This window comes from Streptomyces sp. AMJ-169, from assembly GCF_055597585.1.
This window is the reverse complement of record NZ_JBVLTJ010000001.1, coordinates 475,963-491,654: the sequence shown is the minus strand read 5'-3', so window position 1 is coordinate 491,654 and position 15,692 is coordinate 475,963. Positions and strand designations below refer to the sequence as shown.

At 63.9% G+C, this 15,692-nt stretch carries 20 protein-coding genes and 1 tRNA gene; 20 read left to right on the top strand and 1 reads right to left on the bottom strand.

The genetic code is table 11. From position 1 onward, the window contains the following. Positions 1-238 precede the first annotated feature (238 nt). The 16 genes from ACYUD3_RS02045 (at position 239) to ACYUD3_RS01970 (ending at position 12,580) form a co-directional block, all read left to right on the top strand. Positions 239-499 (top strand): HNH endonuclease, encoded by a 261-nt coding sequence (locus ACYUD3_RS02045; protein WP_470962492.1) that lies wholly within the window; start codon positions 239-241, stop codon positions 497-499. 374 nt (positions 500-873) lie between these two features. Then, entirely contained in the window at positions 874-3,138 is a 2,265-nt protein-coding gene (locus ACYUD3_RS02040; RefSeq protein ID WP_470962489.1) for a phage/plasmid primase, P4 family, read from the top strand. 117 nt (positions 3,139-3,255) lie between these two features. Continuing rightward, positions 3,256-3,762 (top strand): DNA cytosine methyltransferase, encoded by a 507-nt coding sequence (locus ACYUD3_RS02035; RefSeq protein WP_470962486.1) that lies wholly within the window; start codon positions 3,256-3,258, stop codon positions 3,760-3,762. A 97-nt stretch (positions 3,763-3,859) separates the two neighbouring features. Further along, entirely contained in the window at positions 3,860-4,315 is a 456-nt protein-coding gene (locus ACYUD3_RS02030; RefSeq protein ID WP_470962483.1) for a DNA (cytosine-5-)-methyltransferase, read from the top strand. Positions 4,316-4,361: 46 nt separating this feature from the next. Beyond that, on the top strand, positions 4,362-6,215 hold the full coding sequence (locus tag ACYUD3_RS02025; RefSeq protein WP_470962480.1) for a DNA polymerase: 1,854 nt from the start codon (positions 4,362-4,364) through the stop codon (positions 6,213-6,215). Positions 6,216-6,649: 434 nt separating this feature from the next. After that, positions 6,650-7,777: a hypothetical protein gene (locus ACYUD3_RS02020; protein WP_470962477.1), complete on the top strand. Its 1,128-nt coding sequence runs from the start codon at positions 6,650-6,652 to the stop codon at positions 7,775-7,777. Between the two features lie 91 nt (positions 7,778-7,868). After that, the gene (locus tag ACYUD3_RS02015; RefSeq protein WP_470962474.1) at positions 7,869-8,042 is read left to right on the top strand and encodes a hypothetical protein; all 174 of its coding nucleotides are present in this window, start codon (positions 7,869-7,871) and stop codon (positions 8,040-8,042) included. Positions 8,043-8,049: 7 nt separating this feature from the next. After that, positions 8,050-8,122, top strand: a tRNA-OTHER gene (locus tag ACYUD3_RS02010). Positions 8,123-8,647: 525 nt separating this feature from the next. Then, a complete protein-coding gene (locus tag ACYUD3_RS02005; RefSeq protein WP_470962471.1) occupies positions 8,648-8,947 on the top strand; it encodes a hypothetical protein in 300 nt (99 codons plus the stop codon). A 61-nt stretch (positions 8,948-9,008) separates the two neighbouring features. Then, positions 9,009-9,215 (top strand): hypothetical protein, encoded by a 207-nt coding sequence (locus ACYUD3_RS02000; protein WP_470962468.1) that lies wholly within the window; start codon positions 9,009-9,011, stop codon positions 9,213-9,215. Between the two features lie 100 nt (positions 9,216-9,315). Further along, positions 9,316-9,591 (top strand): hypothetical protein, encoded by a 276-nt coding sequence (locus tag ACYUD3_RS01995; RefSeq protein ID WP_470962465.1) that lies wholly within the window; start codon positions 9,316-9,318, stop codon positions 9,589-9,591. Between the two features lie 441 nt (positions 9,592-10,032). After that, on the top strand, positions 10,033-10,335 hold the full coding sequence (locus ACYUD3_RS01990; protein ID WP_470962462.1) for a hypothetical protein: 303 nt from the start codon (positions 10,033-10,035) through the stop codon (positions 10,333-10,335). 163 nt (positions 10,336-10,498) lie between these two features. Next, positions 10,499-10,966, top strand: a complete 468-nt coding sequence (locus ACYUD3_RS01985; RefSeq protein ID WP_470962460.1) for a hypothetical protein — start codon at positions 10,499-10,501, stop codon at positions 10,964-10,966. Between the two features lie 58 nt (positions 10,967-11,024). Then, positions 11,025-11,726, top strand: a complete 702-nt coding sequence (locus ACYUD3_RS01980) for a hypothetical protein (RefSeq protein ID WP_470962457.1) — start codon at positions 11,025-11,027, stop codon at positions 11,724-11,726. A gap of 87 nt (positions 11,727-11,813) precedes the next feature. After that, the gene (locus tag ACYUD3_RS01975; protein WP_470962454.1) at positions 11,814-12,065 is read left to right on the top strand and encodes a hypothetical protein; all 252 of its coding nucleotides are present in this window, start codon (positions 11,814-11,816) and stop codon (positions 12,063-12,065) included. A gap of 110 nt (positions 12,066-12,175) precedes the next feature. Beyond that, positions 12,176-12,580, top strand: a complete 405-nt coding sequence (locus tag ACYUD3_RS01970; protein WP_470962451.1) for a DUF732 domain-containing protein — start codon at positions 12,176-12,178, stop codon at positions 12,578-12,580. 53 nt (positions 12,581-12,633) lie between these two features. Here the strand turns inward: ACYUD3_RS01970 and ACYUD3_RS01965 are convergent, their stop codons facing one another. Beyond that, positions 12,634-13,980, bottom strand: a complete 1,347-nt coding sequence (locus ACYUD3_RS01965; RefSeq protein ID WP_470963884.1) for a tetratricopeptide repeat protein — start codon at positions 13,978-13,980, stop codon at positions 12,634-12,636. Positions 13,981-14,204: 224 nt separating this feature from the next. Between ACYUD3_RS01965 and ACYUD3_RS01960 the strand changes: the two genes are divergently transcribed. The 4 genes from ACYUD3_RS01960 to ACYUD3_RS01945 all read left to right on the top strand — a co-directional run bounded on the left by ACYUD3_RS01960 (position 14,205) and on the right by ACYUD3_RS01945 (position 15,591). Beyond that, positions 14,205-14,441 (top strand): hypothetical protein, encoded by a 237-nt coding sequence (locus ACYUD3_RS01960; RefSeq protein WP_470962448.1) that lies wholly within the window; start codon positions 14,205-14,207, stop codon positions 14,439-14,441. Beyond that, a complete protein-coding gene (locus tag ACYUD3_RS01955) occupies positions 14,438-14,680 on the top strand; it encodes a hypothetical protein (RefSeq protein ID WP_470962445.1) in 243 nt (80 codons plus the stop codon). Before ACYUD3_RS01960 ends, ACYUD3_RS01955 begins: the two co-directional genes overlap by 4 nt. Continuing rightward, entirely contained in the window at positions 14,667-14,873 is a 207-nt protein-coding gene (locus ACYUD3_RS01950; protein WP_470962442.1) for a hypothetical protein, read from the top strand. Before ACYUD3_RS01955 ends, ACYUD3_RS01950 begins: the two co-directional genes overlap by 14 nt. Before the next feature lie 364 nt (positions 14,874-15,237). Beyond that, the gene (locus ACYUD3_RS01945) at positions 15,238-15,591 is read left to right on the top strand and encodes a hypothetical protein (RefSeq protein ID WP_470962439.1); all 354 of its coding nucleotides are present in this window, start codon (positions 15,238-15,240) and stop codon (positions 15,589-15,591) included. Positions 15,592-15,692 lie beyond the last annotated feature (101 nt).

Genomic DNA, 15,692 nt, shown 5'->3' with positions numbered 1-15,692 from the left:
AGCGCTCCGGCTCCGGGGGACGTGCGGCAGGCAGGCGACGGCGACCGTCTCTTGATCGAACGGCCCATACGTGAGCGTCCCGAGTGGTGCCGCTACGTGGACGCAGTACGGCATGCCGTTGGGCGTGGCGCTGACGTTCAGTGGGTGCGCCGTGGCGCATGAACCGAAGTGCTCATGCAAGCCGTGCCGGGACAAGCGGAGACGTCGCCACATCCAGAAATACTACCGGCGGCTTCCCGTGGACAAGCGGCACGAACTGAGCCAGAAGCGTCGGGCGACGTCGTACGGCGTGGAGCACGAGCCGTACAGCCGCACGGAGATCATGCGCCGCTGGGGGTACCGGTGCGCCTACTGCAACGCGCGGGCGACGCACCTTGACCATGTGCAGCCACTGAGCAAGGGCGGAGCCGACAAGATGTCGAACATGCTGCCCGCGTGTGCCGGCTGCAATCTCAGCAAGGGCGCGAAGACTCTTGCCCAGTGGGCGGAGACGTTCTGATGCCGGGAATGCTGCGCAACAGCCGCTTGGCCGGCCACCGTACGTGTCCCCGCTGTAGGGGCTGTTTCGACGCGAAACGTGACACACGACTGTGGCGCAAGGTTCTGCGGAGGCGGGAAGCGCGGACCTGGAGACTTCGAGAAGAGGTCTAGTCACCGACTCCCTAACGGGTTCCTGAAGCACCACTGAAAGGGGCCGTTGTGGAGTTCCGAGAGCTGTTGAGCCGGTTTCGGCGCGTGTCGGCACGAGACGACGGGGGGTATCTCGCACTGTGTCCGGCTCATGGAGACACTGATCCCTCACTGCGTATCTGGCGTGGCGACGACCTGAAGGTACGGATGACGTGCCGTGCAGGCTGCGGCACGGAAGACGTCGTGAAGGCCGCTGGTCTGGGATGGCCCGACCTGTTCAACGCGACCGGGGAAGGCATGACCGTCTCGAAGGAGAAGCCGAAGATGGTGGGTGCCGCCCCGGTCGCAGCGCTGAGTACGTGGCTGAGCACCTTGCTTTCCACGGGCACCGATCCGGCGTGCAACGCGTACGCTATGGATCGTTTCGGGGTCAGCGCTGACGACGCGGAACGTCTCGGACTCCGCTACGCGGCGCCTGCCCAGTTCCCACCCTCGTTCGTGTCCCAGTCGTTCGCTCGATTCCCCCGGCTCGTGGTGCCGCTGTACGACTTCGACGGTGTGGCCCGGGGTGCGCAAGGGCGCGACTTGTCCGGCGACTGCACGGGGCGCTGGGTGAGCTTGAGCAACCCCGAGGGTGAGCGCTGGGCGCAGTACGGCACGTTCCGGGGCGAAGCCGGATACGGCGTGATCGTCGTCAGCGAAGGTCCGGGAGATGGGCTCACCGCCGCCGCCCTGGGCTACGACGCCGTATGTATACGGGGTGCCGCCCTTGCTGGAAGCCCGGAGCTGTTGGCGGAGCTTGCCGTAAAGCTGAAGGGCTATCAGGTGGTTGCAGCCGGAGACAACGACGACGCAGGTCAGCGGTTCAACCGGGCGTTGGCTGAGGGGCTACGGCCGTTCGGCGTTGAGGTCTTCGCGCTGCCGATTCCGGATCTGGGGCCGAAGACGGACGTGACACGTTGGCGTGAGCACACGGTAGAGACGTCGACCGCTACGCACTTCGCCGGCGCGTTTCACGCCGCCGTGAAGGCCGCGAAGCCCGTCGTCGACCGTGCAGTCGTTGAGGCGCAGCACCGGAAGGCAGAGGTGGCGACCCGGACCGGCGCCGTTCAGGTGTCCAGCGACCAAGGCACGGAAGCGGCGCGCATTCTGGGCGAACTCGTCGGCACATACGGCGAAGACGCGGACGCCATGAACGCCTATGCCCTTGTGGCGTGGACCAACGGCCGGATCAAGTATGCCCAGGGTCTCGGGTTCTTCGTGTGGGACGGCGTGACCTGGGTGAAGAGCGCGATCCGGGTGCGTCAAGAGATCCATGCCATGGGTGCAGCGCTCGTGCTGGCCGGCTACGTCAAGGAAGCGAAGGGCTTCACCATGACGTCCAAGATCAACAACCTGTTGGAAGAGCTGCGGTCAGTTCCGTCGGTCCACGTGGACGCAGAAGAGCTCGACGCAAAACCCCACCTCCTGAGCTTCCGCAACGGCGTCGTCGACCTTCGCACGGGAGCCCTTCGCGCGCACGACTCCGCAGACATGCTTACCGTTTCCCTACCGGTCGACTACAACCCGAACGCTCAAGCGCTCCGCTGGGAACAGTTCCTCACCGAGATCTTTCCGAGCAACGTAGATCTCGTCGACTACGTCCGCCGGCTGGTCGGCTATGGCATCACCGGAAGCACGTCTGAACAGTGCTTTGCCGTGCTGTGGGGGAAGGGCGCCAACGGCAAGTCGGTGTTCACGGAGACGCTGGCAGACGTGTTCGGCAGGATCACGAAGACGACACCCTTCGCGACGTTTGAGGATAAGGGCAACGGCGGGGGTATTCCGAACGATCTTGCGGCACTACGGGGTTCGCGTCTCGTCATGGCGTCCGAAGGCGAGTCGGGCAAGCCCATGTCGGAAGCCGTCCTGAAGCGCGTAACGGGCAAGGATCGGGTCACCGCGCGATTCCTGCGGCAAGAGTTCTTCACGTTCGCGCCGACGTTCTTGATCATGTTGGCGACGAACCACAAACCCAAGTTCAAGTCTCAGGATGAGGGGCTGTGGCGAAGGGTCAAACTGATCCCTTTCACACGGTACTTCGCACCGCACGAGCGGGATTACAGCCTTGACCGGAAGCTTCGCATGGAAGCAGCGGGCATCGTGACTTGGGCCGTGCGCGGCGCTGTGGAGTGGTACGCGAGCGGGTTGGGTGACCCCGAGTCCATCACGAGTGCGACGCGGGAATACAGGGCGACGTCCGATGCGCTCGCCGGCTTCTTTCCCGGCGTGCTCGAAGAGGCGGACGACACACACGTACTTCCGGGCGCCGACGCATACAACACTTACCGCGACTGGTGTGAAGCCGAAGGGCTGAAGTCATCGGAAGTGTGGTCGCGTAAGGCGTTCTACGGCGCCATGGAAGAGCGCAACGTAACGAAGAAGAAGACGCGCAGCGGAATCGCACTCGTGGGTGTCCGAATGGCCGACGCGCCACCTTCAGGATCGGGCATCTTCTCCCAAGACTGAGTACGCGGGCCCCGGAACCCACTCACGATGAGTAGGTTCCGGGGCTTTTGCGTTTCCCCCTAGGCCAGACGACTGGTCACCGACTCCCTTACGGGTGACCGACAAGGGAGACACGCAATGCCGATTCTGGAATTGTGCGCGGGCTACGGCGGGCTAGGTCTGGCGGTCGAAGCACTGACCGGCGACAAGGTGGTCATGGCCGCTGAAGTACACAGGGCCGCGTGCGAGGTGATGGCCTACAGGTTCCCGGACGCGCCGAACATCGGTGACGTGCGCTACGCACGCTGGGAAGACCTCAAAGGTGAAGTCGACACGATCACGGCAGGGTTCCCCTGTCAGGACATCAGCGATGCGGGAAAGCGTGAGGGGATCAAGGGTGAGCGAAGCGGAGTGTGGTTCGACATCGCCGAAGGCATACGGCTTCTTCGACCGCGATACGTGTACTTGGAGAACGTGGGAGCGATCCGAAATCGGGGACAGTCGGCTGTGCTCACATCGCTTCACGAAATCGGGTATGACGCAGCGTGGACGGCTATACGAGCTTCCGATATCGGAGCCCCGCACGTACGGCGTCGATGGTTCTGCGTTGCCACTCCTTCCGACTCCCATGGCGTCGGACGCTAGCCGTGGGCCGGACTTCGCGAAGCGTGAGCGTGCCGGAGCTGGGGGCGATGACCTAGTCACGGCTGTTGCCCGCTTGTTCCCGCGCGACCGGGCCGACGTGCTGTTCAAGACACCCACGGCGAACCTCGGGAGCAACGGCAGCGCGCAGCACCCGGACAAGCGGCGGGCAGGCGGGCATGGACCGACCCTTGAGGACGAAGTCTGCTTCCTGCTGAACGTCACGCCGGAAGACGCCTTGCCCGACGACGGACCACACTCCCCCGCCGAGTGGTGGAACGAGTTCGCGCCGGCTGTGTACCGCTGGGAGTGCATCCGTGGCCGTGCCGCTCCGGTTCCCGTTGTACGCGGCCCACGTGGCGGCGTGAAGCTCAGTCCGGAGTTCGCGGAATGGCTTATGGGTCTGGAGCCCGGTTGGGTCACGGCTGTCCCTGGACTGACACACAAAGAGCAACTTGAGCGGATTGGCAACGGGGTCGTGCCTCATCAGGCGTTCGTGGCGTTCCGCGAGCTGAAGGCGCGGTTGGACGACCGGCGGGCAGACCTGGGCGAGTAGGTCACCGACTCCCTTCCTGGCAAACGAGCTGGGAAGGGAGTCCCCATTGATCATCTACCGACACGGCGTCGCCGGAGACGTCGTCACGATCCGCGTTCCAGAGACGGAAGCGGACCTTCGCGAGTTCATGCACTGGGCACGCAGCAAACCCGAACTTGCCCTTGACACCGAGACGACCGGGCTTGATGTCTACCGGGCGAACTTCCGCCTTCGGACCGTCCAGTTCGGCACCGAGCACGAAGCTTGGGTGATCCACTGGGAGCGCGGCGGCAGGTTCCAAGAGGCAGCGGAATGGGTGCTGAAGCACTGCCCGCGCTTCCTGATCCACAATGCGCCCTTCGATTGGCTCGTACTGGACGCGCATACGTCCGTGTCCATGGAGTCGCTTGCGCCCCGCACGACAGATACCCGGATCAAGGCCATTCTGGTTGATCCGCGTCAGCCTGAGGAAGGCGGCACGGGTACCGCGCTGAAGCCGCTCAGCGCGTTCTACGTCGACCCCAACGCGCCCGACACACAAGGCGACTTGACGGCAGTCTTCAACTCGCTGGGGTTCACGAAGGCGACCGGGTGGGCCGGCATCAGCCTTCGGCACCCCACTTACAACCTGTACGCCGGTCTTGACGGGATCTACACGGCGCGGCTGAATCCAAAGCTTGACGCGGAACACGCGCGGCTTGGGGTGCGCGGCCGGCTCGTGGCGTACGAGCATGAGATTGCGTACATGTGCGCGTACATGCAGCGTACAGGGCTCATGCTCGATCTCGACTACGTGGCGACGCTTCGCACGATGCTGCACGAGGAAGCCGCGAAGTACGAAGCGCTGGCGGCCATGTACGGCGTGGGGTCGGTCAACTCCGGCGCCCAGGTTTCCGAAGCCCTGTTGGGCATGGGCGAGACGTTGACCGAGCGGACGAATACCGGCGCGCTCAAGGTCGACAAGAACGTATTGCTGTCGTTGGCGGACCTTGACCGAGACTGGGAACGTATCGGTGCGCGCACACCAAATCCCCTGGCCGAGGCTGTACTTCGGGCCAAGCGCGCGCTCAAGTGGGGCGGCACCTACGCCGACAAGTTCGCCGAGAACGTCGACCCGGCCGGCCGCATCCACCCGAGTATCAACACCCTTCAGGCGCGCACGGGCCGCATGTCCATATCGGGCGACTTCTCAGCGCAGAATCTCCCGTCCTCTGACTGGATGATCCGGCGCGCTGTAGTGGGCGACGCTCCGTCGCATGTGGTCGGCTCCGTCGACTTCCAAGCGATCGAGATGCGCGTGTTGGCCGCGTTGGCTGGCGTCAAGCGCATGACGGCAGGCTTCGTCAACGGCGGGGACGACTTCGATATTCACATGTTCACGGCGCAGCTCATCAAGGGCGAAGGCGCAACGAAGGGTGATCGAAAAGTCTTCAAGGCGGCGGGATTCGGCAAGGTGTACGGCGGCGGCGTCGCGACGATTGCGCGCCAGACCGGTGCGGCTGAAGCGGAGATTGCGCGGGCTGTCGCGGAGTACGACCGCGTGTTCCCTGAGATCAAGCGTGCGTCGTCGCGTTGGCAGCGGGAAGCACGGTCGACAGGTCTCGTTACCGTGTCGGTCACGGGTCGCCGGCTACCACTGGACCGTCACCGCATGTACGCGGTCGTGAACTATCAGTGCCAGAGCGCGGCGCGTGACGTGCTGGGCCAAGCCATGCTGAACATGCGGGACGCGGGGCTTCTGGAGTTCATGAAACTCCCCATCCACGACGAGATCGTGTTCAGCGCCCCGAAGTCGGACGCTCAGGATGTGGCGCGCGAGTTCGAGAAGTGCATGACCATGGACCTCTTCGGCGTGCCGGTCGTAGCCACGGCGGACGTTGGCGGTCGCTCGTGGGGCTCGCTGTACGGCTCCGACGTCTGACGCCGTTAACCCAAATAATCACGCACGCATAACAATGATTTAACCCACTCACCGTGAGTACCTTGAATCTCCCGGCGCTCCGCCCCTATGAACCGAAGGTAACGGCGCCGCCCAGAACTGTCCGACCCCTCCTACCCAAGGAGGGCCCCCGGTCACGCCTTTGAATCATCAGTTCCGCTTGCATGCGTCACGTGTGCATCGTGTGTCCACGCCACGGATTCCAACCTACTCACCGTGAGTAGGTTGAAGTTATGTTCGTGGAGCACGACGGACCGGACCTGATCAGCCCCCGTCGGCAAGAGTCGGTGACTTAGTCGCCTTCGCCTGCCCAAACGGGGGCGAACCTTGCCGTGAAACAGGCCGTGACGCGCTCCGTCGCTCCCTAAGTCACCGACTCCCTCACCCGGAATCACACCGACTTAGGGAGTCAATCAGTGCTGTCCGTCGACACCATTTGCGCTGCCCAGAACAACGACCTGGGAGCCGTGGCTGACGTCGTCAACCACCTTGAGAGCCGAATAGCTCACCTCTCCGGCAAGGCCGCTCGCCGCATGGCGCCCCACGGCGGACACCACTTCGCCACCTACCGCGACGAGTTCACCCAGGTCGCCCGAGTCTCCGCGTGGGAAGCGCTCGGACGCTACGAAGGTGACAGCGTCGAAGAGTTCGAGCGCTTCATGTTCGTCACGATGGAAAACACCCTCAAGGACACCGTCCGGGAAGAGCGCAACGGCGGAATCGACCCCGACGCCGTCAAGATCTTCGCAGCCATGGTCGAAGCCGCTGACGGGGACACTCACGAAGCCGAGAAGCTGTCCCAGACGATCCCCCCGGTCGGTCGCCGGCTCAGCGCGGACCGTGCGCGTGCTGCCCACATGGCGTGGCTGGGTGCCGTCTCGCTGGACAAGGTGACGGTCAACGACGACTCAGAAGGCTCGCTTGCCAACACGCTTACCGTCCACGACGTTCCGGCGGATGTTCAGCCCAAGGTGGGTCACGGGGCCGCGCTTGAGGCACTGAGGGTGCTTGAGCGGTACGCGGGCGTCGTCGTCCAGCGCATGACTCCGGCCGCTTTCGCCTCCACCCTGCCCGCGCTCGTTGCGTCGCTTGAGGACACGGTGACACTCCCCCGTAACCCGGAGACTCGCCGCTTCGTACTGGACGCCATGGGTGTGCTCGCTGCCGCTGCCTCCACAGCCACGGAAGGCGCCCTTGCCGACGATCTTCGCGACGTGAACGACGACCGACGCGCGGAATCTGCCGACAAGCACGTCCGCGTGCACGCCGTACTGGATTCCATGGGCGAGGCTCAGCGCACTGTTCTCGTCCACTCCTTCGGCATCAAGGGCGCTGCCGACTTCGGTTGGGGCGACTCCGGCGACCTTGAGGGTCTGTGCGCCTTCCTGGGTATGACGCCGGTCAACGTCCGCGCGCACCGGTCGAAGGGCCGGAAGGCGTTCGCGAAGCGTTACGTGGCGTCCGTGGCCCTTGAGCGTCCCGCGTTCGCGAAGGCTCTGGAAGCCGCCGCCGCCACGAACAACACCCACGGCGGACGCAAGTAACCCCCTTCGCCCCGGGGCGGAACTGACCGGTTCCGCCCCGGGTCACCGACTCACTTACCGCAAGACAGAGACGTGAGAACGGAGCTTCACCATGCAGACCTTCACCCTTCCCACCGGTCACGCGGTCACCACTCAGCGCGTGCACGGTTCCCACGAGATCGAGTTCACGACCCGCAACCGCGCGGGCGACGTGATCAGCACCGTGCGCCACTCCTTCGCCGAATCGGTGCCGCTCATCAAGCGCATGCGGTGCTTCAGCCGCTGACGACACGGCTCCGGTAGCTCAGCGGATAGAGCACTGGGACCTTGCCCGGAATGACGCCGGTTCGAATCCGGCCCGGAGCACGCAGCACTACAAGCCCACAACGAAGGGGAAGACCGCGTGAAGGTTTGGCGGGTTGGGCACGCTGACGCGCTGGACGACGGATTCCCGGCCGGCCCGTACACGTGCGCCGGCTTGGACCACGCGACAGTTTCGCGGCTCTGGCACATGGCATCCGATCACAGCAATGAGACCCATCCCAGCCCCGGAGCCGATCCGTACCTTCGGGGGATATCCGCGTACGAGCGCTGCGGGTTCAACTCCGTGGGCGCACTCAATCAGTGGTTCGACGGCTGGCTACAGGCCCTGAACGAATGCAGGTTCAGGGTCTGGACGTACCACGTTCCCGACAGGGACGCACGGGTCGGCAGATACGGGCAAGTCGTCTTCCGGGCCACTTCTGCCGTACAGGTCGACTCCCACGATTTCACCTACCTGCAACCGGCGCTCTCCGCGTGAACGCACTGGACGAATTCCTCATCGGCATGGGTCTACCACCGTGGCAGACATGCGCGATGAATGGCCTCACACCGAAGGAGTAACACGAGATGATCCGCGTCACCACCGAGACGAAGGCGGAACTCAAGGCGGAGCGGGGGCGCGTCGTCGGCTTCGTGCAGTCGTCGGAGCCCGGGAAGATCAGCCTTGCCGTTCCGGCGGACCGTGCCGTGATGGCCCCGAATCAGGCACGCCAGCTCGCCGCATGGCTCACCGAGGAAGCTTCACGGGCGGATCGTGCGGGTTCCGCTAGTCGAACGGATGCGGGTTGGCGACGCGCCGAACAGGAACGCCGCGATGCGATCCGTTCGGCCCTTGACGCCGGCCGTGCACGACTCCCCCACTTCTGACCGACCCCCGCATCATGAACCCACTCACCGTGAGTGGGTTCGAAGATCCCATGGAGCCCTGTTGAGCGACAATCAGTTCATGCTGATGGACCCTGCCGTTATCGACGTGTTGGACGACATGGCCGACGAATGGAACGATCTTGACCGGCATGGGCAACTGGGGTACGGGCCGAAGAAGAGCGCCGCACTCTCTCTGATCGCCCGTCAGCTTCGTGACGCATGGAGGGCGCGCGTGAACTTCCGGGACGTTGAGGAGACGGCACCGTGAGGCGTCTCGCCACCACGTCGGGGTTCGCCGTACTCGCCGGCCTTGCGCTGACCGGGTGCGACGAGAAACCCGCTTGCGGAGAAAGGAAGTTGATCGCGCCGTGATCCTGCCCGTCCTGATCGGCCTTCAGGGAAGTGCCGCCACGGTCGACACGTACCGTCGATTCGATCCGCTGTGCTGGGCGGCAGACGCTGAGCCTGAGTACGTGGATGCCACGTCGTACGACGCCCGCGCCAACGGCGTCACAGCGGTTCCGACGATCCGGATCTACGGTGACACAGACCCGTACGGGGAACCCCTCGTTGAGAACGTGGGCGCCGCCGACAACGAGACGCTCCGGGCCCTACTGAGGAAGGCAAGGCGCCTCGCGGCATGAGGTGGCACCGGAGTGAAGTCGATCTGATCTGCGCCAGCAACCCCCGATAACGGCAGCACAAGGCAACCCCTCTCCACTTGGCAAAGTAGAGAGGGGTTTCTTTTTGTTGCGCTAAACAACATTGAGATTTCCTTACCCTCTGGCATATGCCAGACGCAGGGAGTAGGGTTACAGACTCGCACGGACGTTCGAACACGCCTGTGACCTGCAACGTTCACACCTGACGCATGGGACGTTCACAAGGTTGTACGACTCAGGGAGGGGTCTTACCTGAGTCTTACGCATGACGGATCGTGATCGGCCGAAAACGCATCATGGAATGGCCGATCCGCCTATCGGGGGTTCAATTTGCACACCGCACCGTTCACGCTCGCGCTCACCGTCTGGGTACCCGCCACCCCTCTCCGCACATGGATTCCCTGTTCCCTTCTGGGAACGAGCATGACCGAGGAACTGGTCAAGGCATGCTCGGAGCTGCACGCCGTACTGGGCGCCCACGGCCGGCTCGTGGCGCGCATCATGAGTGCGGCGAAGGCACCCGCGCACGACGGCTTTCGGATCATCGGTCGCCGCAAAGACACGGGAATTCTCGTCACTCAAGTCGAGTGGGCACGGTCGGGTGAGACGTGTCAGTTCGTCCAGCACGGAGACCTGTTCACCGCGTGCGAATGGGTGCACCCCGACAACTACGGCTTCGGGGCTGAACATCAAGAAGAAGTAGCGCTAGCAAATATTGCCGCCTAAGGTGTCCGGACGGCGGAACGCAAAAAAGGATCATCAAGCAACAATGCACAGCAGACTTATCTTTCCGACATCACTTGTGGCAACTGCCGCTGCTGCCTTCGGACTTGGCTCCCTGAAGTTCAGCCACAGCCCTGCCACGGCACCCACGCCGACAACACCCACCGTGACCGCCCCGGACACCACAACTCCGCCGACGGAGCCCCACAACGACGCCACGTCCAGCCCGGCGCCCGAACAGGCTCCACCGACCCCGGGCACCGGAAAGCACAGGAAGCCGGCCAGCACCCCCGAGACGGCGCCGGCGACATCCACGACGCCCAAACACGCCGCTCCGAACCCGACCGCCACTCAGCCAAGCGGACCGCAAGCCACGACGCCCGAACCCGGGTCGAAGGGCCCCCTCACGGACGCAGGCGGGGACGGCAAGGTACTGGACGACATCGCCAACGTCCTTACCGGCATCGAGATTCCGAGCATCTACATGCCCTTCCCGGACCCGACCGGCAGCGAAGGGCTCCCGTCTCCTTCGAACGGGAACATGGACGAAATCCCCGATGACGTACCCGACACGCCGGCGCTCTACGAAGACACCGACGCGTGGGCCGAACCCCTGGCCGACGCGGGCCCCTAGTCACCGACTCCCTTACCGGTCTTCGGAGATACCTGAACTCACCGAAGGGGCTTTGGAGTTGGACACGAAAGCGATCCAGCGGACCCGCCGCGTACTCGTAGGCGGACAGTGGTTCTTGATCACCGGCCTGGTCTTCTACTCGCTCATGACGACGACACCATTCGTCGGCAGACACAGCGAATGGGCATGGTCCGGCTGGGTCCTGGGCCTGATTGTCGACGCCGCGTTCATCATGGCGCTCAGCGCAGAAAGCACGCTCGCGAAGCACGGAGTCGTACAACTGGGGTCGTGGGCAACCGCGTTCCGCTGGGCAACCGGTCTGTCCTCCGTCTTCCTGAACGTATGGCTCAGCATCGAGCGGCGGGATCCGGTCGGCGTCGCCGTCCACCTGATCGCCCCCGCGCTGGTCATGCTGCTCGCCGAAGTCGGCCCGGTCTACATGGCGGCGCTCGCGGAAGCTGAGGCAGCAGCGCTGAACGAGCCCAAGCCGATGCCTTTGACCGAAGCCGGAACGCCCCCTGCACCCATGCCCGCCGTCTCCTCGGCAGACAGCCCGGAGCTGGAGCCGGAGCCGACGCAGGAAGAGCTTCCGCAGCCGGAGCACGAGCCGGAGCGACTGAACAACAAGGAAGCCGACGAGATCATTGAGAAGGGGTGGCGCCACCACGTCGACCCCGTACAGGTCGCCGCTGCTGCCGGACGCCACCCGGCCACGGTCCGCCGCAAGTACAAGGAACTGGACGCGGCTCTGACCATCTGACCGAAGCCCCGTACCGACTGCCTCACCGGCGGCTGGTACGGGGCTTTTCGCATGTGCCGAATGTGATCGCCCCCTTACACTGAGCCCATGGCTGAGACGACAGACAACAGGGTTCGGACGGTCTTACGGGCCCATCAGGACGGCGGGGCGATCAGCCGGCTGTTCGAGACGGGAAGCATCAGTGAAGACACGTTCCCTGCCCTTGACCTCTTGATCAACAAGGTAGAAGACCAGGGCGAGTACGAAGAAGCCCGGAAGCTCACGGCCGTTCTGGAATACGCCGTGACGGTCGGGGAGCGGCCGGACATTCCCAACTGGGTGGACCGCACCGACGTGTAGCCCCGCCTTGAGCCCCCGTGACCGCTGGGAAGCCGGCGCCGACGGGGGCTCTGTCATACCCATGAGTTACCCTCACTTTTCCTATACATTGCAAACACATGGGGGGAACCATGCGTAGCCGCTTCACCACGTCCGCCTTCGTCTCCGTCACGGCCTTCGCCGTGCTGGGACTCGCGGGTTGCGGAGGAAACGACGGCAGCACGAAGGCAGACAGCACGCCGTCCAGCTCCGCGCCGGCCGCACCGGGACCGACAACTTCCGTGCCCTCACCCGACGCCGCGCAGACGACCGCGCTCTTGGACAAGCTCCGGGCCATCAAGCCGGAACTCGTCCTCAAGGAAGAGCGGGCCGTCAGCCGTGCCCGAAGCGTCTGCAACGACGTCCAAGACGGCAAGGACGCAGCGACCATGGCCAAGAACGCCAACGCCCGGTACAGCGGCGGCACGGCCGGCCAGCTCACCGACGACCAGGGCGCGCAGATCGTAGCGGCGGTCAAGGAAACCTTCTGCAAGTAGGAGACGCACCCCGTACGAAGCCCAATGAGGCTTCGTACGGGGCTTTCCGCGTTTTAGGCGGTGAGGGCGCGAGGGGCGACTAGCCGCGCACGGTCGTAGAGATCCCGCGCTCCGTGATTTCTAAGGTGCGGACGAAGGAGCCTGAACATATCCGCAATGTGTGTATCTACCTGTCCGGACTGAATGGCAGGGTAGCCGTCCACCACTTTTCCCCAAGTGACGCAAGCTTCATCCAAATGCCCTAGCATCAGTTGCCGCTCAGCGAGCATTGACGCAAATCGCAGCCCGCTTCGCGTCGATTCGTTAGCCGGATCACGCAAACGGAAATGAAGCTCAAGATGGTCCACACTGCCCGATACATCTCCCAGTGCATACCTGACTTGCGCCGTGTGATACTCCAGCGTGGCCGAACTGTACCCACCGAATGTTTGGTGACGACTTTCAGCCTTACTCATAGCGCTTTCTGTTTCCCGAAGCCTTTTAAACGCACCGTTTCGGTCGCCGGCAAGCGCGTAAGCGTGCGCCTGCTGTCCTGCCATGAAGGCTTTCATCCTGGGGGCCGCTGTGGGAGAAGCCTCACTTGCGGCGTCAGCCCACTTCACTGCTGTCGGCCCATGTCCCAAATCGACAGACTGAACTGACATACCCCGAAGGATATGACAGTAAGTCAAGTGATCGTCACTTGCGCCAGCAAGTTCTAGACCCTTTACGTAGTACTGCTGAGCGGTACCGTGCAGCCCCTCATCTACGGCCATCCAGCCGGTGAGGTAACACAAGAACGACGCAGAAGAAATCATTTCTCTGCGCACTTCGCTTGACGCTTCCGCCTTCAAGTATGGGGCAACAATGTTGACTAAGAAAGCAGCAGCCATAGGGCGCGCATAGCGGCCTCCAAATTCATCATCCAAGTCTGACAGCCGGTCGGTCATGGCGGCAACAGAGTCGACTTCCGGCATACCGATTCGCTGTGCTTTTCCGGTCTGGACAGCCTCCATGCGCCCCACGATATCTCGCCAATTAGGGACAGCAAGCGCAGCGGAAAATAGACCAGCCCCTATCACGCTACGGCGTGACGGGTCCATGTCTGCTTTCCCTAGGTCAACCAGCCCTTCGACAGTACTTGGACGGCCGTTCGACTGCACCAGCGGTGAAGTCCACCCCGCGTCGCTGTATGTGATCGGCCGGCGGAGCCTGCGGGACAAAGCTTCCAGGATCAGCGGTTGCGTGGCCTCCCTGGGCATGTGGCCCTTGAGCCACTGATGCACCGATGGTTCCCGGTACTTAGTGGGTGTCCCGCGTTCGGTCCCGACGCGGTTTACCTCTTGGGCGAACTGGCGCAGCGTCCAGCCAGTCTCACGGTACAGCCGCTCTAGTCCTACGTTTGGTTGCAACGTCGTCACCTGTATCGGTTCGTCCGGCGGGTCGGGCACTTAAAGCTCTTAAAAATGCCTCCCACCACAACGGTACCGCTCCGCGTAGCAAGACAGTTGCCTAGAGCGAGAACTGACCACCCGTCGCAGCGGCACCCCACATCACGGCCCTGTGGGACCGCCAACACGGAGAACCCCCGCGACGCGGGAACGTCCGGGGGCATGGCCAGCAACCCGATAGGAGGTTGACGACGATGGGCAACAGTACAAGCGCCCGACCCCAACAGCCCTACCCCACCGGCGAGTTCACGACGCCGACGGTGATCGACAGCTGCAAGGTATGTGAGCGCCACGTGATCTCGTGGAGCACGCGTATGGCCAAGCGCACGACGATCGGGGAGCCTAACCCGAGGTACGACCCGTCCGCCGCCAGCGACGTCGCCGTTCTGTGGAAGCGGCACCGGACCCTGGCGCACGTGGGGGCGGCGTGAAGAAGCCCTTCGGCGTCCGCGTGCGCATCCTGGCTGAGCCCGTGCTGGTCCAGCTCCTCGACGGCTCCGAGAAGCCCCTACAGGCCCGGTCGCTGGACGCTTGGAAGCTGGAGTACGGCGGCGTCGTCGACCCCGTGACGGGGAAACTCGAACTCCCGCCGGCTCCGGTGCCCCCGTGCCCCCACAAGGGCAAAGGGTGCGTTGACTGCTGTCTGGAGGCGTTCGATGGTGACCGATGAGCACATCGGCCAGACGGTCACGGACGGCCGGCGCACGGGTGTCCTCGTGGATGTGATCGAGACGTGGGACGACCTCTGGAATTTCTGGGGACCGTTCCCCGGGTACCGCCACAGGACGACGACGGCGTTCGTCAGACCGGCTGGCAGCCCGATCGAGTGGGAAGCAGACCCGTCGGAGCTGGAGCTCGTATGAGGCTGTTACGTGGATTGTTGATCGGCTTCGGTTACGGGTGCCTGGTCGTCGCCGTCGTCCTGTTGGCGGCGCGCGTGCTGGCGGGCGGTGCTCCGTGAAGCCTTTCCGCTGCCCCCGGTTCCAGAGACTCTCTACCAGGTGGGATCAGGCGGCTTACAAACTCACGAAGATGAATGCGGCCAGCCGAATCATCGAACTGGGTCCCGACGCGGAGGCAACCCTGAGCCGACGGCGAGCAGTATCAATCAGCCGACACCTGGCGAACTGCAAGGTGTGCCGCTAACCCCCATAGACGACCCCGTCCGCTGCGTCATTCCCCCGAGGCGGGGCGGACGGGGCCTTTCTCCCTTCAAAGGAAAAACCTGTGAAGATGCGGATATGTTGGGCGGCCATGCCCGAAGTCCCCCCGCTGCATGAAGGCTTCACCGTCTGCGAGCTGGCGGCGTGGCACGACGGCGACCACTACGCATGGGTGACTGATCTGGCGCTGGAATTGCATCGGTGGGTGCGCTGGCCGACCGGCGGACCGATCGGGTACTACGTGGGCCCGGCGTGCGAGGTGGAGTCGGACGACCCCGACCCGGCGCGCCGGCAAGTGTGCTTCCTGCTTAAAGACCACCCGCGTGAGCACTCTTGGGAGATCTTCACCCCCGGCGAAAGGGAAGCGGAGCGAGAAGCACGGCGGCTGTTCTCTCATTACTTCCAGGAACCGACATAGCTGGGCCGCGCGGGCGGGGCCTCTCACGGAACTTCCGTTCCGATATCAACGGGACGGATGGCAAGACGGCGCGGGGACCGCATCTCCGCAGCGGGACAAGG